This window comes from Phyllobacterium endophyticum, assembly GCF_003010935.1.
GTDB classification, from domain to species: Bacteria; Pseudomonadota; Alphaproteobacteria; order Rhizobiales; family Rhizobiaceae; genus Phyllobacterium; species Phyllobacterium endophyticum.
This window is the reverse complement of sequence record NZ_PGGN01000002.1, coordinates 901,232-925,401: the sequence shown is the minus strand read 5'-3', so window position 1 is coordinate 925,401 and position 24,170 is coordinate 901,232. Positions and strand designations below refer to the sequence as shown.

At 57.2% G+C, this 24,170-nt stretch carries 22 protein-coding genes and 1 pseudogene; 16 read left to right on the top strand and 7 right to left on the bottom strand.

The window, feature by feature from the left end:
* The first annotated feature begins 239 nt into the window (after positions 1-239).
* Entirely contained in the window at positions 240-566 is a 327-nt protein-coding gene (locus CU100_RS12560; protein WP_106716877.1) for a DUF6105 family protein, read from the top strand.
* Here CU100_RS12560 and ruvX read toward each other — a convergent pair.
* Positions 530-1,030: a Holliday junction resolvase RuvX gene (gene ruvX, locus CU100_RS12555; RefSeq protein WP_106717256.1), complete on the bottom strand. Its 501-nt coding sequence runs from the start codon at positions 1,028-1,030 to the stop codon at positions 530-532. The genes CU100_RS12560 and ruvX overlap by 37 nt on opposite strands.
* A gap of 91 nt (positions 1,031-1,121) precedes the next feature.
* On the opposite strand from ruvX, the gene CU100_RS12550 reads away from it, so the two are divergent.
* The 12 genes from CU100_RS12550 to prfB all read left to right on the top strand — a co-directional run bounded on the left by CU100_RS12550 (position 1,122) and on the right by prfB (position 13,268).
* Positions 1,122-1,826, top strand: coding sequence for a metal-dependent hydrolase (locus tag CU100_RS12550; RefSeq protein WP_106716876.1), 705 nt, complete (start codon positions 1,122-1,124; stop codon positions 1,824-1,826).
* A 47-nt stretch (positions 1,827-1,873) separates the two neighbouring features.
* On the top strand, positions 1,874-3,457 hold the full coding sequence (locus tag CU100_RS12545; RefSeq protein ID WP_106716875.1) for a hypothetical protein: 1,584 nt from the start codon (positions 1,874-1,876) through the stop codon (positions 3,455-3,457).
* Between the two features lie 86 nt (positions 3,458-3,543).
* Positions 3,544-3,831 carry an Asp-tRNA(Asn)/Glu-tRNA(Gln) amidotransferase subunit GatC gene (gene gatC / locus CU100_RS12540; RefSeq protein WP_106716874.1) on the top strand — a complete coding sequence of 96 codons (288 nt, stop codon included), beginning with the start codon at positions 3,544-3,546 and terminating at the stop codon, positions 3,829-3,831.
* An 8-nt stretch (positions 3,832-3,839) separates the two neighbouring features.
* Positions 3,840-4,322, top strand: coding sequence for a GNAT family N-acetyltransferase (locus tag CU100_RS12535; RefSeq protein WP_106716873.1), 483 nt, complete (start codon positions 3,840-3,842; stop codon positions 4,320-4,322).
* A gap of 15 nt (positions 4,323-4,337) precedes the next feature.
* Complete coding sequence (gene gatA, locus CU100_RS12530; protein WP_106716872.1) at positions 4,338-5,819, top strand: Asp-tRNA(Asn)/Glu-tRNA(Gln) amidotransferase subunit GatA; 1,482 nt, start codon at positions 4,338-4,340, stop codon at positions 5,817-5,819.
* Between the two features lie 39 nt (positions 5,820-5,858).
* Positions 5,859-6,344, top strand: coding sequence for a GNAT family N-acetyltransferase (locus tag CU100_RS12525; RefSeq protein WP_106716871.1), 486 nt, complete (start codon positions 5,859-5,861; stop codon positions 6,342-6,344).
* Position 6,345: 1 nt separating this feature from the next.
* The gene (locus CU100_RS12520) at positions 6,346-7,140 is read left to right on the top strand and encodes a YdcF family protein (RefSeq protein WP_106716870.1); all 795 of its coding nucleotides are present in this window, start codon (positions 6,346-6,348) and stop codon (positions 7,138-7,140) included.
* Entirely contained in the window at positions 7,137-8,315 is a 1,179-nt protein-coding gene (locus CU100_RS12515; RefSeq protein ID WP_106716869.1) for a BaiN/RdsA family NAD(P)/FAD-dependent oxidoreductase, read from the top strand. Before CU100_RS12520 ends, CU100_RS12515 begins: the two co-directional genes overlap by 4 nt.
* A 36-nt stretch (positions 8,316-8,351) precedes the next feature.
* A complete protein-coding gene (locus CU100_RS12510; protein ID WP_106716868.1) occupies positions 8,352-8,717 on the top strand; it encodes a GFA family protein in 366 nt (121 codons plus the stop codon).
* 68 nt (positions 8,718-8,785) lie between these two features.
* Complete coding sequence (locus CU100_RS12505; protein ID WP_106716867.1) at positions 8,786-8,965, top strand: hypothetical protein; 180 nt, start codon at positions 8,786-8,788, stop codon at positions 8,963-8,965.
* Between the two features lie 323 nt (positions 8,966-9,288).
* Positions 9,289-11,748, top strand: a complete 2,460-nt coding sequence (locus CU100_RS12500) for a penicillin-binding protein 1A (RefSeq protein ID WP_106716866.1) — start codon at positions 9,289-9,291, stop codon at positions 11,746-11,748.
* Between the two features lie 391 nt (positions 11,749-12,139).
* Positions 12,140-13,268 (top strand): peptide chain release factor 2 gene (prfB, locus tag CU100_RS12495; protein WP_106716865.1). Its coding sequence is split into 2 segments (ribosomal slippage): positions 12,140-12,208 and positions 12,210-13,268, totalling 1,128 coding nucleotides; the frame shifts between segments, so codons are not numbered across the junction.
* Between the two features lies 1 nt (position 13,269).
* Here the strand turns inward: prfB and CU100_RS12490 are convergent.
* The 4 genes and pseudogenes from CU100_RS12490 to CU100_RS12475 form a co-directional block, all read right to left on the bottom strand.
* Entirely contained in the window at positions 13,270-13,551 is a 282-nt protein-coding gene (locus CU100_RS12490; protein ID WP_106716864.1) for a helix-turn-helix domain-containing protein, read from the bottom strand.
* A gap of 42 nt (positions 13,552-13,593) precedes the next feature.
* A pseudogene (locus CU100_RS27650) lies at positions 13,594-13,785 on the bottom strand (type II toxin-antitoxin system RelE/ParE family toxin); the annotation flags it as partial.
* Between the two features lie 77 nt (positions 13,786-13,862).
* Entirely contained in the window at positions 13,863-15,113 is a 1,251-nt protein-coding gene (locus tag CU100_RS12480) for a M23 family metallopeptidase (RefSeq protein WP_106717255.1), read from the bottom strand.
* A 116-nt stretch (positions 15,114-15,229) separates the two neighbouring features.
* Complete coding sequence (locus CU100_RS12475; RefSeq protein WP_106716863.1) at positions 15,230-15,703, bottom strand: peroxiredoxin; 474 nt, start codon at positions 15,701-15,703, stop codon at positions 15,230-15,232.
* Positions 15,704-15,904: 201 nt separating this feature from the next.
* Here CU100_RS12475 and CU100_RS12470 point away from each other — a divergent pair, with 201 nt between their 5' ends.
* A complete protein-coding gene (locus CU100_RS12470; RefSeq protein ID WP_245418995.1) occupies positions 15,905-19,249 on the top strand; it encodes a YhdP family protein in 3,345 nt (1,114 codons plus the stop codon).
* A gap of 193 nt (positions 19,250-19,442) precedes the next feature.
* Here CU100_RS12470 and tyrS read toward each other — a convergent pair whose 3' ends face one another.
* A complete protein-coding gene (tyrS, locus tag CU100_RS12465) occupies positions 19,443-20,696 on the bottom strand; it encodes a tyrosine--tRNA ligase (RefSeq protein ID WP_106716861.1) in 1,254 nt (417 codons plus the stop codon).
* A 101-nt stretch (positions 20,697-20,797) separates the two neighbouring features.
* Here tyrS and CU100_RS12460 point away from each other — a divergent pair, with 101 nt between their 5' ends.
* Positions 20,798-21,931 carry an anhydro-N-acetylmuramic acid kinase gene (locus CU100_RS12460; RefSeq protein WP_106716860.1) on the top strand — a complete coding sequence of 378 codons (1,134 nt, stop codon included), beginning with the start codon at positions 20,798-20,800 and terminating at the stop codon, positions 21,929-21,931.
* Between the two features lie 56 nt (positions 21,932-21,987).
* Here CU100_RS12460 and CU100_RS12455 read toward each other — a convergent pair whose 3' ends face one another.
* Positions 21,988-22,662 (bottom strand): alpha/beta hydrolase, encoded by a 675-nt coding sequence (locus tag CU100_RS12455; RefSeq protein ID WP_027231414.1) that lies wholly within the window; start codon positions 22,660-22,662, stop codon positions 21,988-21,990.
* Positions 22,663-22,856: 194 nt separating this feature from the next.
* Here CU100_RS12455 and CU100_RS12450 point away from each other — a divergent pair, with 194 nt between their 5' ends.
* Entirely contained in the window at positions 22,857-24,032 is a 1,176-nt protein-coding gene (locus tag CU100_RS12450) for a cysteine desulfurase family protein (protein WP_106716859.1), read from the top strand.
* Positions 24,033-24,170 lie beyond the last annotated feature (138 nt).

The window sequence follows — 24,170 nt, the reverse complement described above, 5'->3', positions numbered from 1 at the left end:
GCGTGTGCCGCCATGTTTTGTCAAAAAAAACCGTCTGGCTCACCGAGAAATCGCGCCCGCGACGAAAAAGGGGGCTCGCTAATGCCTTCAATTTGAATTAAATTTTTGTAAATTAACCTTAACAAAAGGTTTACGTTGCGGTGAACTTCTTAAACGATATCACTACAACCTGAAAATGCACTGCAAAAACGCAGGGTTAAGGCAAAATGATTAGACCAGCCCTCACGAGGAGAAACTGAATGCGCAGCTTCCTGATTTTCTGGGCTGGGCCTCTGGGCTTTCTGTGGGGGTGGTATTTTCTCTCGCTCCATGACCTGAGCATGGGCATGTTTTTCTTCAGCCGCGAGATGCACGATCAGGTTTTCAGCATTTACGGGAACATACTGGGCGTCGCGCCGGAGACCATTCCACCACTGGTTGCACGTGCCTGCATTGTCGATACTGGGCTTGTATTGTGTCTGATCGCGTTCCGCCGCCGTCGCCAGATTATCGCCTGGGTGCAAGCCTGGCGTGCAGCACGAGCTGCTGCCTATATCGAGGAATTCCCGTCCACATCCGCTTCTTGACGCAGGCTCTGTAGCCGGTCCAACGCACCCTGCAGGATGAAGGCCGCCGCTGCCGAGTCGATCCGTTCTGCGCGCTTCTGCCTCGATACGTCCATTCCGATCAAGGCGCGCTCCGCTGCCACGGTCGACAACCGCTCGTCCCAATATACGAAGGGAAGCTCGGTCAGCTTTTCCATGTTGCGGACGAAGGCGCGGGTCGCCTGCACGCGCGGGCCCTCGCTACCATCCATGTTTACCGGCAGCCCAATGACAATCGCGCCGACATTGTCAGCGCCCAAAGCCTTCAACAGGTCCTGCGCGTCGCGGGTGAACTTGCTGCGCCTGAGCACCGGGCGCGGATTTGCGAAAGAAAATCCCCGATCCGAAACGGCGATGCCGATCGTCTTCGTACCGAGGTCGAGTCCAGCCACGGTCTTGCCATCGGCGACATGGTCCTCGAGTTCTTCAATCTTCAGTACCGTCAATTTGATCGCTTCCTGCTGTTGCTCTAGCTTGTCACATAACCTCATCGGACCCATGTTGCGAGCACTCACTTTACAGTGGAAGGATAGACACATGAAAATCACCTGGCTCGGCCAATCGGCCTTTCGGATTGAAACAGCAAAAAGCACGATCCTCATAGACCCGTTCCTGACTGGAAATCCGGGTGCGAAGGGCGTTGATGTCAAGGAGGCCGCCAAAGGCGTCCATCACATCATCCTGACGCACGGGCACGGAGATCATGTCGGTGACACGGTCGAGCTTTCAAAGGACACGGGCGCACTGGTTACCGCAAATGCGGATCTGGCAGCATGGCTCGGTTCTCGCGGCGTTGCGCGTGTCGACCCGACAAATACTGGCGGGACGGTTGCGTATGACGGTTTCACCGTGACGTATGTCAATGCTCTGCACTCATCCGCGCAACTCACGGAAGACGGAGTTTCCCATTCGCTCGGATCAGCCAACGGTGTCGTCCTGCATTTCGACGACGAGCCGACACTCTATCATATGGGCGATACGGACATTTTCTCCGACATGGCGCTGATAAACGAATTGCATCAGCCGGAAATCGGCATCGTGCCGATTGGCGATCGCTTTACCATGGGCGGGGCAGTTGCTGCGCTGGCCAGCCGCCGCTACTTCAAGTTCAGCAAGGTCATACCCTGTCACTATGCATCGTTTCCAATCATCGACCAGACGGCAGACAAGTTTGTCGCCGGGATGGAAGGGGGAACGAGCGAAGTTATCGTTGCCAGGACGAATGAGCATTTTACCGTTTGACGGGAGATGTTAAGCAGCTTCTTCAAACGTCGAGTCTGGAGAGCAATGTGCGCGGCCTGTTTCTGATATCCTGCCTGTTGATGACAACGACGCCTGTGTTTGCACAGGCAGTCGATGCGAATGGTGCGAATGCACTTGCTGCCACATTGTCCGAATATGTCGGCAAGAAAGCGATCGAGAAGAATATATTCGCAGTCGTTCCTGATGGCGACAGTTACCGCATCACCTTCAGCACGGCAAAACTGTTCGAATCTCTTCCCAAGCAGGACTATTTCAAGGGTGACTTCGGTCAATACAGCCTGCTGGCAAGGCCGCTTGCCGATGGGTCCTGGACCATCTCGGCGACAGCCGTGCCCGGCGGCTCGGTCGAGGTAACGGCACCGACGGGACCAGAGGCAATCGAGTGGTCGGTCGACAACGGCAAGATGAATGGAACTTTCGACCCGAAGATCGGGACTTTCTCCGAGGCTTCGTTTTCTTACGGGTCCATGAAAATGCAATCGACCGGTCCTACCCAGGACGTCGAGGTAAGCGCCGGCTCGGCCAAGGGTGCAATGCAGGGAGCGGCTGCTGCATCAGGCGGCGTCGATTTCAGCAGCAACCAGTCGGCGGTGGATTTCCTAGAAACCATGACGCTCAAGTCGCCGCCTGCTGCCGATGACGCAGCCGCTGCGCCGCAAAGCCCGATGAAAATCGTTCTGAGTAGCCGTCAGATCGACGTCAATGCCGAGGGCAAGGGTTTCCGCAACCTGGAGTTTCTGGATTTATGGAAATTCTTGATTGCGCATGCGCAGGAGACGACGCTGAACGACCAGCAACAGGCTGATCTCAAGACGAAGCTCCTTGCTGCGCTGCCTTTCTGGGACAAGCTTTCTGGCGCATATCAGTTCTCCGATCTCAAGGTCGAAACTCCGCTTGGACCATTTACGGCCGGGAACGTATCTCAGGAGATGGACCTTGACGGCGTCAGCAAGAGTGGCGGCTACCATTATACGTTGCGGACTCGTGGACTGAAATATCCCGAACTTCCGATACCCGAATGGAGCGTGCAGTTTCTGCCCGCCGATATGGAAATCGGCTTCGGTATGGAAGGCATCGATCTCGACACGCTTGTCAGGGCCGCTGTGGCGGACATGGACTTGAAGCGCGAAAAGCCGTTCTCCGATGAATTCGAGGCGAAGACCGCAGCCGCCTTCCTTGCCAGTCCGCCAAAGGTGGTCATTGACAAGAGCTTCGTGAAGATGGCCGACAGCGAGATATCGGTCGAGGGCGAAGTCTCGTTCGCCGCGATGAAGCCTGCAAGTCAAACCACATGGGAGATGAGCAATTTCGATGCACTTGTCAACCGTCTGACCAAGGCGTCCGAGCAGGAACCCGAGATCAAGAACTATATCGTTTTCGCCAAGCTCGCCAAGGATTTTGGCACACAATTGCCCAACGGACACATTCAATGGATCGTCGATCAGAAAGCCGACGGCTCGGTGAGCGTGAACGGGAATCCCGTGAAGGGCCCCGACCCCATGGTCGAGCCGGGAAGCGACGGCACACTCGAGGGCGATCCGACGCAGGATAACAATGTGCTCGTACCCGATGACGAGGAAGATAGTCCCGGTACTTCGCCAGCACAGTAGTATATTCGAGGACGTCTTGTCCGTTGCGCTTGGCCGCAACGGACACTATAGCTCCATGATCCAATATCTGAATTTCAGGAACCCCAATGTCCGTCGATATCTCCACCGTCAAACGTGTAGCGCATCTTGCCCGCATTGCCGTCAGCGAAGACGATGCCACACGTATGACCGGTAAGTTGAATGCCATTCTAGGCTTTGTCGAACAGTTGAACGAGGTGAATGTCGATGGCGTCGAGCCCATGACATCCGTCACGCCCATGGCGATGAAGAAGCGCTCCGACATCGTCAATGATGGAGGCAAGGCTGCCGACATCGTCGCCAATGCACCGATCCACGAGGAAAACTTCTTCGTCGTTCCGAAAGTCGTCGAGTAGGCATCACGATGGCTATTTCCGTTACCGTAGAAACGCCGCTGCAGGATGACGTCAGGCTGTTGGTCAGTGAACTCAATGATCACCTCTTGCCGCTGTCGCCCATCGAGTTCCAGTTCAAGATGACCGTGGAGCAAATGGCCGGTGCCGATACGACAGTATTCGTGGCGCGCGACGAGAATGGTGTCGCGGTCGGATGCGGCGCGCTGAAGGATCATGGCGGCGGTGTCGGTGAAGTGAAGCGCATGTTCACGCGACCAGCAGTCCGCGGACAGCGTGTCGGGTCGGCCTTACTCGAGGCGATCACGGAACTCGCCAGGCAAAAGGGTGTCACGCGGCTTGTACTTGAAACAGGTGCCGGACGAGATTTCGCGGACGCGTACCGGCTCTACGAGCGTTCCGGCTTTACCCGCTGTGGCGTTCTGCTCGATTACCCCGACTCCGAACATAGTGCATTTTATGAAAAGTGGCTGGCTCTGACGCCAGCCCAATAAGGACCAGAGAAGAATATGACCGATCTGACCGCTCTCACTATTGCCGAGGCGCGCGACCAGCTGAAAGCGAAGACTATCAGCGCTGCCGAGCTGACTGGCGCTTACATAGAGGCGATCGAGAACGCCAATGAAGCGCTGAACGCTTATATCGTTACAACGCCGGAAAAGGCGCTGGCCATGGCGAAGGCGTCCGACGCCCGCCTTGCTTCCGGCAATGCCGGGGCCCTGGAGGGTATTCCGCTCGGCATCAAGGACCTTTTCGGTACCGAAGGCATCCATACGCAGGCTGCGTCGCATATCCTTGACGGCTTCAAGCCGAACTATGAATCCACCGTTACCGCCAATCTGTGGGCGGACGGCGCCGTCATGCTGGGCAAGCTCAACATGGACGAGTTTGCCATGGGTTCGTCCAATGAGACTTCCTACTATGGGGCCGTCAAAAACCCCTGGCGCGCCAGAGGCTCCAACGCCGATCTCGTACCCGGCGGCTCTTCCGGCGGCTCGGCTGCTGCGGTAGCCGCGCGGCTGTGCGCGGGTGCGACAGCGACGGATACGGGCGGCTCGATCCGCCAGCCAGCGGCTTTCACCGGCACTGTCGGCATCAAGCCGACCTATGGCCGCTGCTCACGCTGGGGCATTGTCGCATTTGCGTCTTCGCTCGATCAGGCCGGGCCCATAGCCCGCGACGTGCGGGATGCGGCGATCCTCCTGAAGTCCATGGCTTCGGTCGACGTGAAGGACACGACCTCAGTCGATGTCGCCGTCCCTGACTACGAGGCGGCCATTGGCAAGCCGCTCGCTGGACTCAAGATCGGAATTCCGAAGGAATACCGCGTCGACGGCATGCCGGAGGAAATCGAAAGGCTGTGGCAGCAGGGCATCGAATGGCTGAAGGATGCAGGTGCCTCCATCGTCGATATCTCCTTGCCGCACACCAAATACGCACTGCCGGCCTACTATATCGTCGCGCCTGCGGAAGCATCGTCTAACCTCGCCCGCTATGATGGCGTTCGCTATGGCTTGCGCGTGCCAGGCAAGGACATCGTCGAAATGTACGAGAAGACCCGAGCCACAGGCTTTGGCGAAGAGGTCAAGCGTCGCATCATGATTGGCACATATGTGCTTTCGGCAGGGTACTACGACGCCTACTACCTTCAGGCACAGAAGGTGCGTACTCTCATAAAGAAGGACTTCGAAGACGTTTTCCACGCCGGAGTCGATGCTATCCTCACGCCGGCCACGCCTTCTGCCGCGTTTGGCATTGCCGATCAGGATATGGCGGCCGATCCGGTCAAGATGTACCTGAATGACATTTTCACGGTGACCGTGAACATGGCAGGTCTTCCAGGGATCGCAGTACCGGCTGGTCTTGATGCGCGCGGTTTGCCGCTCGGCCTGCAACTGATCGGTCGCCCGTTCGACGAGGAAACCTTGTTCCAGACCGCTTACGTGATCGAACAGGCGGCAGGCAAGTTCAACGCTGCCAAATGGTGGTAACCCGAAGCACCCAGCTTTTTTCAGGCATGACAGTCCGACATGTCCTCGTTTCGCATTAAACCCGCAACAGAAGCCGACATTGCAGCCATAGCTGCTGTCGGCTCGCGCGCCTGGGCGTCCAACATTTTTTCCTTCGAGCCCGAGTTGCCGGGCATGCGCTCTCATGTGGAAAGAGCATTCCAGGCATTTGCAGAGGCTTCCCATGCCAATGTCCTGGTGGCAGCGGTTGATGGACATGTCTTGGGATGGGGCGCGCGCGACGAGAACAACGACTACATCTCCGACCTATGGGTCGACCCGGCGGTTCAAGGGCAAGGAATTGGCTCGGCAATTTTACGGACCTTGAAGAGGCATATCGCGGATGCCGGCTACCTCAGGGCTCGCATCAGCACGCATGCCCGCAACGTGGGAGCTATCCGGCTATACGAGCGGGAGGGGTTTCGTGTTATCGAACAGGGGCTGGAGTGGTCCACCAGTCTCGAACGCGAGATCGACAAGGTGAAGATGCTGGCGGAGCTGCAATAGAATGTTCTTCACGCTGTCAAAAATCCTCTGGTTCTTCGCAGAGCCGTTGAATCTCTCGATCCTGCTGATTGGATTGGCGGTTGTTGCGCTACTGATCGCCCGTCGCCGCATTGCGCTGACTGCAGCAGCATGCGCTTTCCTGATCCTCGCGATTGGCGCCTGGACGTCGCTCGGCGCGCTGATGATGCATCCGCTCGAGGACCGGTTTCCGCGTCCAGCTTCGCTGCCGGACAGGATTGACGGGATCATCGTGCTTGGCGGCGGTTTTGAAGGTGGCGTCAATCTCGTGCGCGGCGGTTACGAGGTGAATTCCAGCGGCGACCGGTTTGTCGAAGCGGCCATTCTCGCAGCCCGCTATCCCGGAGCAAAGGTTGTCGTGACTGGTGGATCCGGCAATCTGCTTCTGAAGGGCGAGGGGGATGGAACGACGGCACCGCGTCTGCTGGCCGCGCTGGGTGTTGCCCCCGATCGGCTCATCATGGAGAGCCAATCGCGCAACACCTACGAGAACGCGGTTCTCACGAAGGAAATGGTCAAGCCCCAGCCGGGACAAACGTGGTTATTGATTACCTCGGCGTTCCATATGCCCCGATCCATGGGTATTTTCCGAACGGTGGGCTTCGCGGTCGTTCCCTGGCCGTCGGATTATCGCACCTCGGGAGAGGAAGGCGTGGGCGTGACGCATGACAATCCGCAGGACTCGCTGCAAAATGTGTCGATAGCGCTTAGAGAATGGATCGGTCTCGTCGCGTACCGGCTGACCGGGCGAACGGGCGAGCTTTTGCCGGCGCCATGAGACAAGTCGACGTCGTCATCATTGGCGCTGGCGCCGCAGGGATGATGTGTGCCGTCGAGGCCGGCAATCGGGGGCGTTCCGTATTGCTTGCCGACCATGCCGCTGCACCTGGCGAAAAAATCCGGATATCCGGCGGCGGCCGCTGCAATTTCACCAATCTCAACGCTTCCCCGCAGAATTTCATCAGCAGGAATCCGCATTTCTGTATCTCGGCGCTGCGACGTTACACCCAGCGCGATTTCATCGGTCTCGTCGATCGCCATGGCATCGCCTGGCACGAAAAGACCCTCGGGCAGCTCTTCTGTGACGGCTCCGCAAAGCAGATTATCGATATGCTGCTCAAGGAAATGAACAGGGCAGGCGTCGAGCTTCGACTTGGCACGACGGTCGATTCACTCGCTAAAGAAGGCGAGGGCTTCGAACTTGAGCTTTCGGGTGAGCGCGTACGGTGTTCATCACTGGTCGTAGCCAGTGGCGGGAAGTCCATTCCGAAAATGGGCGCGAGCGGCTTCGGCTACGATATCGCCAGGAAGTTCGGGCTTGCCCTCACTGAGATACGGCCAGCACTGGTGCCGCTGACATTCGACGAGAATACGCTTGCGCCGCTCAAGCCATTGTCGGGTATCGCCGTCGATGCAGTGGTCAGCCACGAAAAGACGAAATTTCGCGAAGCGATGCTGTTCACGCACCGCGGCTTGAGCGGCCCCTCGATCCTGCAAATTTCGTCGTACTGGCGGGAAGGCGATGTGATTTCTGTTGCCATGCTCCCCGACGTGAAGGTTTTCGACGTATTACGCGCCGCCCGCGCCCGCAATGGCCGCCAAGCGCTGCAGACGGCACTTGGCGAATTGCTGCCAAAGCGCCTGGCGCAACTCATCGCCGAAAATAGCGGGATTGAGACTCACCTGGCGGATATTTCCGACAAGCAACTCCTCGTGGTGGAGAAATCCGTCAACGAGTGGCAGATCAAACCCGCGGGTTCCGAAGGATACCGCACGGCCGAAGTCACATTGGGCGGTGTGGACACTGACGGCCTCGACCAGAAAACAATGGAGTCGAAAACGACAAGGGGCCTATATTTCATTGGCGAGGTCGTTGATGTGACCGGGTGGCTCGGCGGCTATAATTTTCAATGGGCGTGGTCGTCCGGTTGGGTCGCAGGGCAGGCTGTTTAGAATTCCCGGGTGAAAACAGGCTTCTGGGAGGAGCATATGACAATTCAGGCGAGCTGCCATTGCGGCGCAGTCAAGATGGAAATCTTCGAAGCACCAGCACAGATAACGGCATGTACATGCACGTTTTGCACCAAGCGCGGCGCACTCTGGGCCTACTACAGGCCGGATCAGATAAAGCTAGCAGTCACTCCCGGGGCTGACGCGGTTTATGCGCGCAATAGCCTGAACAAGCACCATCACTGCAATGTGTGCGGGTGCGGGACATTTTCCGAGGTTCCCACCTGGACGAACTACCAGCCCGATTCGGATCGGCCGCGAATAAGCGTGAACATTCGTCTTTTCGACAATTTCGACACAGGTTCGCTGCCGGTGGAAACGCTGGATGGGAGAAATCTCTGGTAAGTCGTTGCCTCGGCGGGAGAATCCTGCTTCCCTGAGAAGTATTCGTTGCCAAGAAGGGAGATACGGCCATGTGGATCAATCTGACCGATGTCAACGGCGATCACATCACGCTCAACTTCGCTCACGTCGTCTCTTTCAACCCGTATGGAACGGGTACTCACATCGTGACGACGACTGCCGGCCTGACGTTCTTCGTCAAGGAAACAATCGAGCAAATCCAGAACAAGATCGGGATCACGACGACTTAGGCTGCGCCGACCAGACACCACTCCAGGATCACAGCGAGGCAGCTGGACCGCAAGCGGCAGCAGTCCGAAATAGTGCATGAAAAATCACCTATCCGTGCGTTGCCGAAACCCCACAATTCGTATTTATATTGCGGATAGGCGCTGGTTGTCCTTGCCTTTGTCACATTTGTCGCTCAATTGCGTCCCGAACTACCGGCATTAGTCTATTCCGATTGCCGGACCGGGAGTACCTTCGGGGGTGGTATCTCCACGATGCGATCTGCATGTCAGGGCATGCGATTGGTAACGCACATGCCAACAGATGAAATGGGTTCCGGATACAGATGATACGCTTGATCGGATATTTTTTCGGAATCGGCACTGTCATGGCGCTTCTGGGGGCAGGAGCCGTCGCACTTTACGTTGTCAACATGTCAAAGGACCTGCCTGACTACGAGGTGCTGGCGAAGTATGAACCTCCGGTCATGACCCGCGTTCATTCATCCGACGGATCATTGATGGCCGAGTTTGCACGCCAGCGCCGGCTCTATCTGCCAATCCAGGCTGTTCCGGATCGTGTGAAGGCGGCCTTTATTTCGGCCGAAGACAAGAATTTCTACCAGCACCCCGGTGTGGATATTGCTGGTCTTACCCGCGCTGTCATCACCAATATCCAGAACTGGGGATCGCGCCGTCCGGTGGGCGCGTCGACGATCACTCAACAGGTCGCGAAGAATTTTCTCCTGAGCAATGACCAGACCATCGGACGCAAGGTCAAGGAAGCAATTCTTTCCTTCCGAATCGAGCAGGCCTACTCAAAGGATCGTATTCTCGAGCTCTATTTGAACGAAATTTTCTTTGGCCTGAACTCCTATGGCATCGCTGGGGCTGCGCTTACCTACTACAACAAATCAGTCAATGAACTGACGGTAGCTGAAGCAGCTTACCTCGCGGCTCTCCCCAAGGGCCCCTCGAATTATCACCCCTTCCGCCAGCCGGATCGCGCAGTCGAGCGCCGCAACTGGGTCATCGACCGCATGGCAGAGAATGGCTACGTCACCGCCGAGGAAGCAAAGGCCGCCAAGACCGAGCCGCTCGGTGTCACGCCGCGCCATACGGGCAATTATCTGTTCGCATCGGAATATTTCACCGAGGAAGTCAGGCGTCAGATCATCGCCCGATACGGCGAGAATGCGCTTTACGAAGGCGGCTTGTCCGTCCGCACGACGCTCGATCCCAAGATGCAGGTACAGGCGCGCGCAGCGTTGCAGCACGGGCTGTTCAAATATGACGAAGCGCGCGGCTATCGCGGGGCCTACAAGACGATTTCAACGAACGGCGACTGGGGAATTCCGCTTTCCGAAATCAAGGCGTTCTCCGATGTGCCCGATTGGCAGCTGGCCGTCATCCTGGAGGTGACACCGGAGCAGGCTACGATCGGCCTGCAGCCTCAGCGTGATGCATCCGACAAGCTCGTTCCCGAACGCAAGCAGGGCACCATAGCGGCTGACGATGTAAAATGGGCGTTCCGGATGCTTAATGGGGACAAGCGCACCACCGTCAAGTCGCTGGAGAATGTCTTCAACGTCGGCGACGTGGTCTTCGTGCAAAAGAAGGAAGGCAGCGATACGCAATTCGACCTGCATCAGGTTCCGAAGATCGAAGGCGGCGCGGTAGCAATGGACCCGCATACGGGGCGCGTACTCGCAATGGTCGGCGGTTTCTCCTTCGCCGAATCCGAGTTCAACCGGGCGACGCAGGCGATGCGGCAGCCGGGCTCATCCTTCAAGCCGTTCGTTTATTCAGCTGCACTCGACAATGGCTATACGCCCGCATCCGTGGTTCTCGATGGGCCGATCTCTATCGACCAGGGCGGGAGCCTCGGAATATGGGCACCGAAGAACTATGGCGGGAAATTCGCGGGGCCGTCGACATTGCGCTACGGCATTGAACAATCGCGCAATTTGATGACCGTGCGGCTTGCCCAGGACATGGGCATGAAGCTGGTCGCCGAATATGCCGAGCGGTTCGGCATTTACGACAAGATGCTGCCGGTGCTTGCGATGTCGCTTGGCTCCGGTGAAACGACGGTTCTGCGGATGGTCACCGGCTATTCGATCATCGCCAATGGCGGGCGCAAAATAACGCCCTCCATGATCGACAGGATCCAGGACCGCTACGGCAAGACGATCTTCAAGCACGACGAGCGCAAATGCGACAATTGCTCTGCGGACGAGTGGAAGAACCAGCCTGAGCCCGAATTGATCGATGATCGCGACCAGGTTCTCGATCCGATGACGGCCTACCAGATCACGTCCATGATGGAGGGGGTGGTTCAACGGGGCACCGCGACGATCCTGAAGAGCCTCAACCGCCCGATTGCGGGCAAGACCGGAACGACCAATGACGAGAAGGACGCGTGGTTCATCGGATTTACGCCGGACCTCGTCTTCGGTGTCTATCTCGGCTACGATGACCCTTCGCCGATGGGCCATGGCTTCACTGGCAGCGGCCTTGCAGCGCCTGTGTTCAAGGACTTCGCCGAAGCTGCCCTGCAGGGACAGCGCTCGGTCGATTTCCGCGTACCCGATGGCATGAGCGTCCTGCCGATCGATCGCAAGACGGGTATGCGCGCAGCACCCGGCGGAGCGAACGTCATCATGGAAGCCTTCAAGCCGGGTACGGGACCAGCCGACAGCTATTCCGTCATCGGCATGGACACGTTCTCGGAAGGCTCGCCCGTCGGCGTGCAATCTCCGAACGTTAATCGCGTGATACAGGGCGGCGGCGGCGGTCTCTTCTAGGGAGTATTGCTATTCATGCCAGAACGGCCTGCAAACGGCGTTTTTCTGCGCTCCGGTGCTCATGTACGAAATGTACACTGCGCTCCGTTGCTCGAAATCCGTCGTTTTCGCCTCGTCCTGACCTGAATCCCAACATTCCCTGGGTGGCGCTCTGCTTCATGCCAGAACGGTCTGCAAACGGCGTTTATCTGCGCTCCGGTGCTCATGTACGAAATGTACACTGCGCTCCGTTGCTCGAAACCCACCGTTTCGCCTCTTCCTGACCTGAATCCTAATACTCCCTGCGTGGCCTCCGGCTTCATGCCAAGACGGTTTGTGAAACACTTTACATCGGACGGGCCAGACAATATGGTCCGCCGAAATTCGAGCACGAAGAAGGAACGGATTGCCGATGCGCGCCGAGATCGAGACCCTTGTCGATGAAATCAAGCAGGCCATAAGCCTGCTGAGGAGGCATCTTTGACTGGGATACATCAATCAAACGTCTGGGCTATCTGAACCAGCTTGCCGAGGATCCTTCGCTTTGGAATGACGCCCAGGAAGCGCAGAAGCTGATGCGCGAGCGCCAGCATCTTGAAGACGGCATCAATTCCATCCGAAGTCTGTCCCAGTCTCTCGAGGACAATATCGAACTTATCGCCATGGGCGAAGAGGAGGGTGACAAGTCGATCGTTGCAGAGGCGGAGGAGAATATCCGCACCATCAAGCAGGAAGTCGACCGCCGCCAGATCGATACGTTGCTGTCGGGCGAAGCCGATGCCAATGACACATATCTCGAAGTGCATTCGGGTGCAGGCGGGACGGAAAGCCAGGATTGGGCGAATATGCTCTTGCGCATGTATACGCGGTGGGCCGAGCGCAAGGGCATGAAGGTTGAACTGCTCGAAGTCCATTATGGTGAAGAGGCAGGTATCAAGTCCGCGACAATCCTGGTCAAAGGTCACAACGCCTATGGACTTCTGAAGACCGAGTCAGGTGTGCACCGGCTGGTGCGCATCTCGCCGTACGATTCGAATGCGCGGCGGCACACATCCTTTTCGAGCGTTTGGGTTTACCCGGTCGTCGATGACAACATCGATATCGCGGTCACCGAGGCCGATGTGCGCATCGATACGTATCGTGCATCCGGCGCCGGCGGACAGCATGTCAACACGACCGACTCGGCCGTTCGCATCACCCACATTGCCACCGGCATTGTCGTGCAATGCCAGGCGGAACGTTCGCAGCACAAGAACCGGGCAACAGCCTGGTCCATGCTCCGCGCCCGTCTCTATGAGGCAGAACTGGAAAAGCGCGAACAGGCTGCCGATGCAATCTCGGCGTCCAAGACCGATATTGGCTGGGGCCACCAGATCCGCTCCTACGTGCTGCAGCCCTACCAGCTGGTGAAGGATTTGCGGACTGGCGTCGAAAGTACAAGCCCGCAAGACGTGCTTGACGGCGAAGTCGACATGTTCATGGAGGCCGCCTTGGCCCACCGCGTGCATGGGACAGACGTGGAAGTCGAAGATATCGCCTGAATCAGGCGGCTTTCAACTCGATATGTACGCGACGGCCGAGTGCCGTCGCGATATTAACCAATGCGTCGAGTGAGAATCGCGAAACGCGCCCGCGCAACAGATCGTTTATGCGCGGCTGGCTCACATCACAGCGGACAGCTGACTCAGTCTGTTTCCAACCATTCTCGTCAATAATTTGGGATATCTGCCTCATCAGCTCTGCTCTGGCTCTCAGGTTGGCAGCCTCTGCTGGCGTATCGGCTATCGCATCCCAAACACTGTCAAACGTTTCAATCTCCACCATATACTTGCCTCTTAAGCTGTTTGTAGCGCACCCTTGCGAGGTTCATCTCTTGCTCTGGTGTGGCTTGCGTTTTTTCTGAAACGCATGCAGGACATAGACTGCGTCTGAGAATCTGGAGATATAGAGTAATCTGTAGGTTCCATTTGGGTCCCAGATCCTGATTTCCTCGACACCCTGACCAATTGTTGGCATCGCCTTGAAGTCATCAGGCTTCTCGCCTCGTCGCACCCTGTCAAGTTGATAACCGCCAGACTACGCCAGCCATCCTTTCACGGCTGGCTGGTTAAATATATGATATCTTATGTCTAGTATTAAAGTTGCGCCGCCAACTGACGGCCGATGGCCAAAAAGCTCACCGGATTGACCGCAGCGCCGTTTCTGCGCACTTCGTAGTGCAGATGAGGGCCCGTGGAGCGACCGGTGCTGCCGACCTTGCCGAGCGCATCACCAAGATTGATACGCTGGCCGACTCTGACGAGGATCTGGCTCAAGTGGCCGTAGCGTGTAGCAAGCCCGTTGCCGTGATCGATCTCCACCATGTTGCCATAGCCGCCATTATAGTCGGCTGCTGTCACGATCCCGCTCGCCGTGGCCTGAACCAAACTGCCTGAAATGGCGCGGAAATCCATGCCGGAATGAAACGCGATCATGCCGAGAAGCGGGTCTGCGCGCGAGCCAAATGGACTTGAGACTGGCATACCGGGAACGGGATTGGCGATTGGTACGGATTTCGCCAGGTTCCTGGCAATTTCGAGCCGATGTAGCGCCTCATCGAGATCGGTGTATTGGCTGTCGAAACCTGACACCGGACTGGCGCTGGTCAAAAGCAACGGTCCACCAGTTCCCGTTGCTGCATCTCCGGGAGCCGGTTTCACGCCAGTCCCGGCCAAAGCATCGATGATCCTGTCGGCGTTCTCGTAAGCGGTGTTGGAGAGCGCCATCATCTGTCGGGTCTGTAGTGATTCGATCCGGGTCAGCGATCGATCTATGGATTTCAGCAGAAGTTCTGCTTTGTCGGTACTTCTTGTACCCTTGTCATCGCGCGGCGCCGGCTTGCGCGTCGTCGTGGCGGGACCCGTGATGATCGGGTCGATACCATAAAAGCCTTCTGCGTCGTCGGAGTTCACCACGGCGTTTGTGCCTGTAGTGAGGGTGCCTGCCTCCCCAGCATTCTCGAGCACAGGCGCGAGTTTCTCTGTCCGCTCGCTGAGCGCCTTTTGCCGCTGGATGAGCTCGCTGACCTTTCCGTCCATCAGCTTCTGGTCGAGCAATTGCCTGCTCGTCACGCGATCGAGCTGGATACGCAGCGCGGCTATCCGGTCTTCATAGGCCTGTTGCAAGCGGGCCTGGCGGGCGACACTGCCCGTTATGAGGTCGTCGCGGAAGATAAGATAAGAAGTTGCAATCAGGTAGCTGGCGGCGAGCCCAAGAGCGAGGGTGCCGCCAAGATATGCCATCCATGGCTTCATGGTGAAATGCCGGATCGTTTCGCCACTCGCGATGATTATCGTGTGCGGCTCGTTCGTGCTGCCGAAGATGCTGGTATTTTTTGGCTTCTTCATCGCCGCCATGCTCGTTGGTTTGCAGCTTCAATCCATGAGACATTACACTCTGTTAGGGTTAATAAACTCTGACAAATGCGCTGCATTTGAATCAAATCGGTAGTGAAGCGGACAAATCATCCGCCAAGTGCCGCGGTTGCTTCCAACACTTCAGCCGCATGACCCGGAACTTTCACCTTGTTCCAGATTCTGGCGATCTTCCCCGCCTTATCGATGAGATAGGTCGTCCGCTCGACGCCCATATATTTGCGGCCATACATGCTCTTTTCAACCCAAAGACCGTAGGCTTCGGTAATCGCCTTGTCTTCGTCTGCAACAAGATCGACTTTGAGCCCATGCTTGTTCTTGAACTTGTCGTGTTTCTTGACCGGATCCGGCGACATGCCGATGACCTTCACACCGAGCTTGTCGAATTGCGGCTTGAGACCTGAAAATTCGATCGCTTCCTGAGTGCAGCCGCTTGTGTCGTCCTTGGGGTAAAAATAGAGCACGACCGGCTGCCCGCGCAGCTCCGACAGGGTAATCGTGCCGCCGCCATCACTGGGCAGAGTGAAGTCGTGCGGGGTGCTGCCGATGTCCAATTTCGCCATAGGATTGCCTTTCTTTCTTGATTGAACGCGAGCGTTACTTACGCAATTATAGCGAGGTGCGGGAATCGTCTACGGTTTCCCAATTGATTCCTCAATTGGCTTTGGAATTTGACAGAGAAACCGAAAAGAGTCCGCTTTACCAAGCGAGACTTCACACAACTGCACCAATACCCTTCCGCTTGCGAGCAAGGCGAGGTACCCGTGACGACGCCCCGAAAGCGGCGTTCTCATCTCCATTTTGCGGCCGGCGCCACGTGTTCGTTCCTTATCTTGATCGCTGTTCTGGCCGGTATAGCTTTCGTCATCCTGCGTGTGGGCATTGGAGGCGAAGCTCTGACGCAGCGGGCTCAAACGGCTCTCAAGACTGTTCTTGGCCCGGACGCCCACGCTACAATCCAGTCAGCGCAAATATCTCTCGACAAGCGCCGCCATATCGCGCTCGAAGCGAGAGACGTAAATATCGCCGATACCAAGCGTGGCATCGAGATCAATAACGTGCGCTCGGTCCGCATCGGGCTTGCAACTTTGCCCCTGTTGCAGGGCAAGGTGCGGGTCGAGCGGCTGGAACTGGACGGGGCGCAAATCAAGGTCACTTCGGTTGTCCCGTTCGATTTCATGGCGCTTGTTCCGAAGGATGAAAGGGGGCTCGTCAACCTCGATGCTGCATCGACAGCAATTTTTGCCGGCCTGGAAAGCGCGGTATCGCTGCTTGACCAGCGCGAAACGCGCGACATTTCCATCGCGAATACGATTTTCAATTTCACCATAGCGGGTTCGCCAGAGCGCTTGCGCATCGTCAATCTTGACCTTTCGGAAACCGGAGGTCCGGTTGCCATCAATGGCGTCGTAGAATGGCAAGGCAAACAAGTCGAGATATCTGCCCGCGCGAAACGCTCCGCAATCGGGGCCAAGATCGAGGCTTTCTCGCTGGCAATCAGCAAGATTCCCCTGGAAGGCCGGTTTGGCACAGCTCCAATCCCCGACATTGACGGTATCAAGCCGGATGGGGCCTATCTCAGCTTTAACAATCAGGCTGAGATCAAGCTGGACGGTATTGCTGCGACGGCAACGCTGCCCGGACGAATATGGGGAGCGCTGAACATCGGCGAAGGACCGGTTACAATCGGCAACGTCGAAGACATGGCCGTGGAAACAAAGATAAATTTCGAACATGTTTCGGGCACGCGGAAGCTTGAAATCAAGCCATCCGATATTCACTTCGGCGGGTTCAGAGGGATCGTCGAGGGGGCAATAGGACCAGATCCGGTATCGGCGGATCCTGCATCGAACGTAAATCCAGGGTACCGGTTCGAGCTTCTGACAAACAAGGCAAACTCCGCCCCAGCTGATTCTCCGGAGCCGGCCCTGCCTATCAGCGCCCGCGTCGCAGGCCGCTACGACCTGACGCAAAAGCAGCTCGACGTTTCCGACATTGCCGTGCGCGCGAGTGGCGAGAGCGGGCTGACCGGGGAAGCGAGCGTTACTTTTGGCGGCGGTTCGCCTGCAATGAACCTCGCCTTGCAAATACCGCAAATGCCAGTCGCCGATGTCAAGCAGCTATGGCCGATATGGGTCGCCACGGGAGCACGACGCTGGCTCATAGACAAGATGCATGATGGAGATTCGAAGGACAGTACAATCAAGGTTGCATTCCCCGCCGGCCGGTTCGATGGGCCGGGCAAGCCACCGCCCTTGACTGCTGATGAAGTCCAGGTTGATTTCAATGTCAGCAAGTCGCGCTTCGATATTGTCGGCGATCTGCCGCCGGTACGGGATGCCGAAGGCAAGGTGAGTGTTCGCGGCGCCTTCACTCAAATCACCCTTGAGGACGGCTTGTCAGTTACGCCAGGCAATCGCGAGGTGCGCATTATCGATGGCACCGTTGTCATTCCCTGGGGACCACAGCGGCCAGTCGTGTCCACGCTGGACCTGAACGTTGCGGGCGAAGCGCCGGCCGTTGCCGAATTCATCGGATTCAAGCCGATCAACGGTCTGAAGAACCTTCCCTTCGCCCCGGAAGATATACAAGGGAATGTGAAGTCGCACGTGATTGTTGCGTTTCCGGTGACACGCCGCGCACCCAAAGACAGCCTGACTTGGTCGGCTGACATGCAGTTCTCGAATGTTGCGATCGCCAAGAAGATCGACGGGCAGACAATTACCGACGCGGATGGCGAACTGTCAGTCAACCAGGATGCAGCGCGCGTGAAGGCCAGTGCGGAACTCAACGGCATTCCCGCCGATGTCACATTATTCGAACCATTGGGCGACAACCCGGCCAAACGCGAACAGGATGTGACGCTGCAACTCGACGACAAGACGCGCAACGCCCTGTTTCCCGCCCTCGATCCGCTGCTCTCCGGACCAATATCGGTCGATATCGAAAAGGCCGAGGATGGCTCTCGCATAGCCTCCGCAGACCTGACAAAAGCAGAAATCAAGCTGGCGCAGCTGGGCTGGACCAAGGGCGCAGGCGTAAAGGCGACGGCCAAGTTCACGCTGCAGCAAGATGGCGACAATGCGAGCATTCGTGACCTCGATGTTTCCGGCGACACGTTCCGTCTGCAAGGAGACGTGAACGTGGTGGATGGTGACATGACCTCCGCCGATTTCAAGAACGTCAGGCTCAATCGTTCCGACGCCATTGCGGTAAAGGTCGATCGTACCAAATATGGCTACCGAGTCGCGGTCAAAGGCCAATCCTTCGATGCAAGACCTTTGCTCAATCAGATAACGGACAAGAAAAAGAACGCCGGCGACAATGGCGCAGGTAGCAAAAACCGCGTGCTGGTCAATGCGGATATCGATGAGGTAACAGGCTTTCACTCCGAGAACTTTCGAAATGTTTCGCTTTCTTACGAAGGAGTTGGCTCGAATGTCTCAGGACTTGCATTCAATGCCGTAGCCAAGAGTGGCCAGAACGTGATCGCCGCGGACAGCAGCGAGAGTGGGGCGCGTTCAATCAGCCTCCAGTCGCGAGATGCCGGTGCCGTGCTGCGCTTCTTCGGCTTCTATGACAAGATGTCCGGGGGCAGCATCAACGTGGCGCTCGATTCAAAGGGCGATGGACCATTGCGCGGCCAGATCGACGCGCGCGATTTCACGCTTGTCAATGAGCCGCGACTGGCGAAACTCGTATCGTCCTCGCCAAACGGTACCAGCCTCAATGAGGCGGTGAAGAAGAATATCGACGTGTCGCGGGTAGTCTTCGACCGTGGTTTTTCACAGATCGAAAAGGGTGAAAACTACATCAACCTTGCCAATGGCGTGATTCGCGGCCCGACAATCGGCACGACCTTTCAGGGCACGCTCAGCGATCCCCAGGGCAATATGGCGCTTACCGGCACTTTCATGCCGGCCTATGGCATCAACCGTCTCTTCGGCGACCTGCCTATTCTCGGCCTGTTCCTCGGTAACGGGCGGGATCGCGGATTGATCGGTATCACCTACAAGCTGATCGGGCCGTTGAAGCAACCACAGATCATCGTCAATCCGATCTCGGTCATCGCGCCAGGTATTTTCCGCTCGATCTTCGAGTTTCAGTAGGTCCAGCCTTGCACACGCTTGAGGCTTTGCCTGGTAGCAACACCGCTGTGCGCGGTTCGACGGGGCTCACCATGAGGGACGTTGATGATTGCAGCGAGACATTATCTCCAACGTTGCTGACCATTCTTGCGGTTCACTGATCTCCTCATGGTGAGCCCGTCGAACCCACGCACAGCGGTAGTGCCAGCTATTCTCAAACCGGCCTGACCAGAATATGCTTCTTCTTGCCGAGCGAAAGCTTGATGACGCCTTCGGCGGTTACATCCGACGTTCCAACTTGCGCCTTTTCATCCGAAACACTGACGTCATTCACGCGCACGGCACCACCTTGTATATGGCGCCGCGCTTCACCGTTCGATCCGGCAAGGCCGGCCTTGACGAGAAGGGTCAAGATGCCAATTCCAGCTTCGAGGCCGCTGCCTGGAATTTCCACGGTCGGCAGATTGGTTGCCAAAGCGCCTTCCTCGAAAGTCTTGCGGGCCGTTTCCGCAGCTTCGTCGGCTGCCTGGCGGCCGTGAAGAAGCGCTGTGATCTCGGTGGCAAGAATCTTCTTGGTCTCGTTGATTTCAGCTCCGCCCAGCGAGGCCAGGCGGCTGATCTCATCCAGCGGCAAGGTAGTGTAGAGCTTCAAGAACCGCTCGACATCGGCATCTTCGGTGTTGCGCCAGTACTGCCAGAAATCGTAGGGGCTGAGCAGGTCTGCGTTGAGCCATACGGCGCCGTTCATCGACTTGCCCATCTTGGCGCCGGACGAGGTGGTCAGCAGCGGCGAGGTGAGCGCGTAAAGCTGGGGCGTGCCAAGGCGATGACCGAGGTCGATGCCATTGACGATATTCCCCCACTGATCGGAGCCGCCCATCTGCAGGCGCAGACCGTAGCGCTTGTTCAGCTCCACAAAATCATAGGCCTGCAGAATCATGTAGTTGAATTCAAGGAAGGAAAGCGACTGCTCGCGATCAAGGCGCTGCTTTACCGAATCGAAGGACAACATGCGATTGACGGAAAAATGCTGGCCGACATCGCGCAGGAATTCGAGATAGTTGAGTGGCAGCAGCCACTCCGCATTGTTGACCATCAACGCATCTTTTGGACCTTCACCAAAGGAAAGATAGTTGGCAAACACCTTCTTGATGCTGTCGATATTGCTCTGGATGATCTCGGGCGTCATCAGCTTGCGCGCCTCATCCTTGAAAGATGGATCGCCGACCATTCCTGTTCCACCGCCCATCAGTGCTACTGCGCGATGCCCGGTCTTCTGCATCCAATGCAGCATCATGATCTGCAAGAGACTGCCGGCGTGGAGGCTGGAGGCCGTCGGGTCAAAGCCGATATATGCCGACACGGTTTCCTTGGCGAAGAGCGCATCCAGACCCGCATCGTCGGAGGTCTGATGGATGAAGCCGCGCGTCGAAAGCGTGTGCAGAAATTCGGATTTGAAGGCAGACATTTCGGGTTTTCCTGATTGAATCAACTGGGCACAAAAGATGTGCCTTGGAGGACGCAGCCGTTTAACATCATTCTCTATCGAATCACAAGAAAGGCACTGTCTTGGCAGCGATACGGCGCGCAATCGGCCTGATGAGCGGGACCTCCATGGATGGTATCGACATCGCGCTCATCGAGACCGATGGCAGAAGCGAAGTGCGGCGCGGTCCCTCCGATTTCATGCCTTACGAAACCGCCTTCCGCCGCCAGATCGAAGCCGGACTTGGCGATGCGAAATCGATCAAGTCGAGAAGCGAGAGGCCGGGCGAACTCAGCGCCATCGAACGAGAGCTTACAAGGCGGCACTGCGATGCGGTCGCGCAGTTTCTGTCGCGCGGCAAGCTCGACAAGGCCGATATCGATGTGATCGGCTTTCACGGCCAAACTGTGCTCCACAGACCTTTGGAAGCTCTGACGGTCCAACTCGGCGATGGTAGAATGCTCGCGCAGATGACGGGTATTCCTGTTGTATACGACATGCGCGCCAATGACATGGTGCATGGCGGCCAGGGTGCACCGCTCGTGCCTGCCTATCACCAGGCGCTGGCTGCGCGGATAGGACCCGAATCAAGCAGGGGAAAGCCAGTCGTTTTCGTCAATATCGGCGGCATATCCAACGTCACGATCGTTTGCGGGGCGTCCGATCCAATCGCCTTCGATACCGGACCCGGTAATACGCTGATCGATCAGTGGGTCTCCGACAAGGCGGGCATTGCCTACGACGCGGGCGGAGCGATCGCGAGTGAGGGCCATATCATAGGCGAAGCGGTTGAACGGTATCTGACGAAACCGTTTTTTGACCTTGCTCCGCCCAAGTCTCTGGACCGCAACGATTTCAAACTCGGCGATCTGGGCGATGTGGAACTCGCAGACGGTGCACGCACGCTGGCGAAGATCACCGCGGCGGCAATTCTCAAGGCGAGCGCATATTCTCCCGAACAACCGTCGCTGTGGATCATCTGTGGTGGCGGCCGCAAGAATGCGACGATCATGGCCGATCTCAACGAGGGTGCTGCAAGTTCAGGGGCAAGAATTGTCGTCGCGGAGGATCTGGCGCTCAACGGAGATTCGATGGAGGCCGAAGCCTGGGCCTATCTCGCCGTAAGATCGCTGGACGGATTGCCGCTGACTTGGCCAACGACAACGGGGTGCAGTTTCGCGGTGTCCGGCGGTGTGATGGTGAGGCCCAGCAAATAGCAGTTTGGCATCAACACTGAGCTTGTCGAACCACGCACAGTGTTGATCCTCCGACCTTAACGCAATCTTTTCGGTTTGGCCTCGACCAGTTCACCATTCAAGCGGCGATCGAGATAGTCCGAACATTCTGCGATAACCTCATCGGTCATGCCGGAGAAGAAATGATTGGCGCCGACCATCGTCTTCTGCGTGATGGTGATGCCTTTCTGCGTCTTCAGCTTGTCGACCAGACCTTGCACATCCTTGGGCGGTGCAACTTTGTCCTGGTCGCCGTGAAGGATCAGTCCGGACGATGGGCAAGGGGCGAGGAAGGAAAAATCATAAGTATTCGGCTGTGGTGCCACGGAGATAAAGCCTTCGATCTCCGGGCGGCGCATGAGCAATTGCATACCGATCCACGCCCCGAAGGAATAGCCAGCAACCCAGCACGTCTTCGAGTCCGGATGGAGCGACTGTACCCAGTCGAGCGCCCCGGCAGCATCCGACAATTCGCCTGAACCGTGATCGAATTCGCCCTGGCTGCGGCCGATACCGCGAAAGTTGAATCGCAACGTGGTGAAGCCGCGCTGCTGGAACATGTAGAACAGGTCGTAGACGATCTTGTTGTTCATGGTACCGCCAAATTGCGGATGGGGATGCAGGACAATCGCGATCGGGGCATTTTTCTCCGTCGAAGGCTGATATCGGCCCTCAAGACGTCCCGCGGGTCCATTGAAAATTACTTCAGGCATGTATACTCCAGTTTTCGCAGTGGCCACTTATTGGTATGCCGGGCTTGACGGCAGTCAACAGCGACCATAAAACCAGTTTAGAACCGTTCAAAACTGGTGTAGAACTTTATCTCGAACCGGCTTAATAGGCTTGTCCGAGGCCCAATTTCAAGAAAATTGCGCTTTTTGCCAAAAGAACACGAATCAGGAGAAGCATGGCCCGCCATCGCGCCTATCTCGACTACAATGCCAGTGCGCCGCTTATCGCTGCGGCGCGCGATGCTGTGGTCGATGCGATGATGCAGACCGGCAATCCATCGTCGGTTCATCTGGAGGGCCGCGCGACCAAGGCTATTCTGGAAGCTGCCCGACGCGATGTCGCCGCGCTGGTCAACGCCAAGCCTGATCATGTGGTCTTTACATCGGGTGCGACCGAGGCGGCTTCAACCCTTCTGACGCCACATTATACGATGGGACGCGCGCCGCTGCGTCTCTCGCGGCTTTATGTCGGCGCCAGCGAACATCCCTGCATCCTTGCTGGCGGACAATTTGCGTCAGAGCAGGTCGAGGTGGTTGGCGTTGACGGCAACGGGTTGATTGATCTCGAGGAGCTGCGTGGGTTTCTTGCCGCTCATGATCGCAGTCAGGGCTTGCCGCTCGTGGCCATGCAGGCCGCAAACAATGAAACCGGTGTCCTGCAACCGATCCAAGAGATCGGTGCCCTGGTGAAGGAATTCGGAGGTTTGTTCGTCGTGGATGCGGTGCAGGCAGCTGGCCGCGTTCGTCTTGACATAACAGGGTCTTGTGCGGACTACCTCATCCTGTCATCACACAAGATCGGCGGTCCGAAAGGCGTCGGTGCATTCGTCGCGGTTTCCGATCTGGTGATGCCGAAATCCATCATCCGCGGTGGCGGCCAGGAAAAGGGACATCGCGGCGGCACCGAGGCCTTGCCGATTATCGCCGGATTTGGGGCTGCCGCGCGGGTTGCCAGGGAACGTCTGAATTCCGGTGGCTGGTCTACGCAAATGCGTGACACGATCGAACGCGGCATCAGGACCATTGCACCTGACGCAACGATCTATGGCGAGGGCGTGGTCCGGCTGCCAAACACGACAATGTTCTCGCTGACCGACACGAAAGCGGAAACGGTGCAGATCGCTTTCGATCTTGCCGGAATCGCGCTATCGGCTGGTTCTGCCTGTTCATCCGGGAAAGTTGGACCAAGTCACGTGCTCGGTGCGATGGGACACGGCGATGGACCAGGGGGACTTCGCGTTTCCACGGCGCCGGAAACGGGCGAAGACGACATCGCGCTCTTTCTAAATGCGCTGAAGGATATCGTCGCCAGGCGCGATCGTTCGGCAAGATCGGCTGCAAACGCGGCGTGACGAACCCGCTTATGGGCGTGTACCGCCGATACGCGTAAAAATCCGGTGAATACCGGTGTTAAATTGTGCAATTGCGCACTACATAGAGGCAGATATTCAAGACGACATACTGCCTTGACGTTTGCAACTGCGGGACCT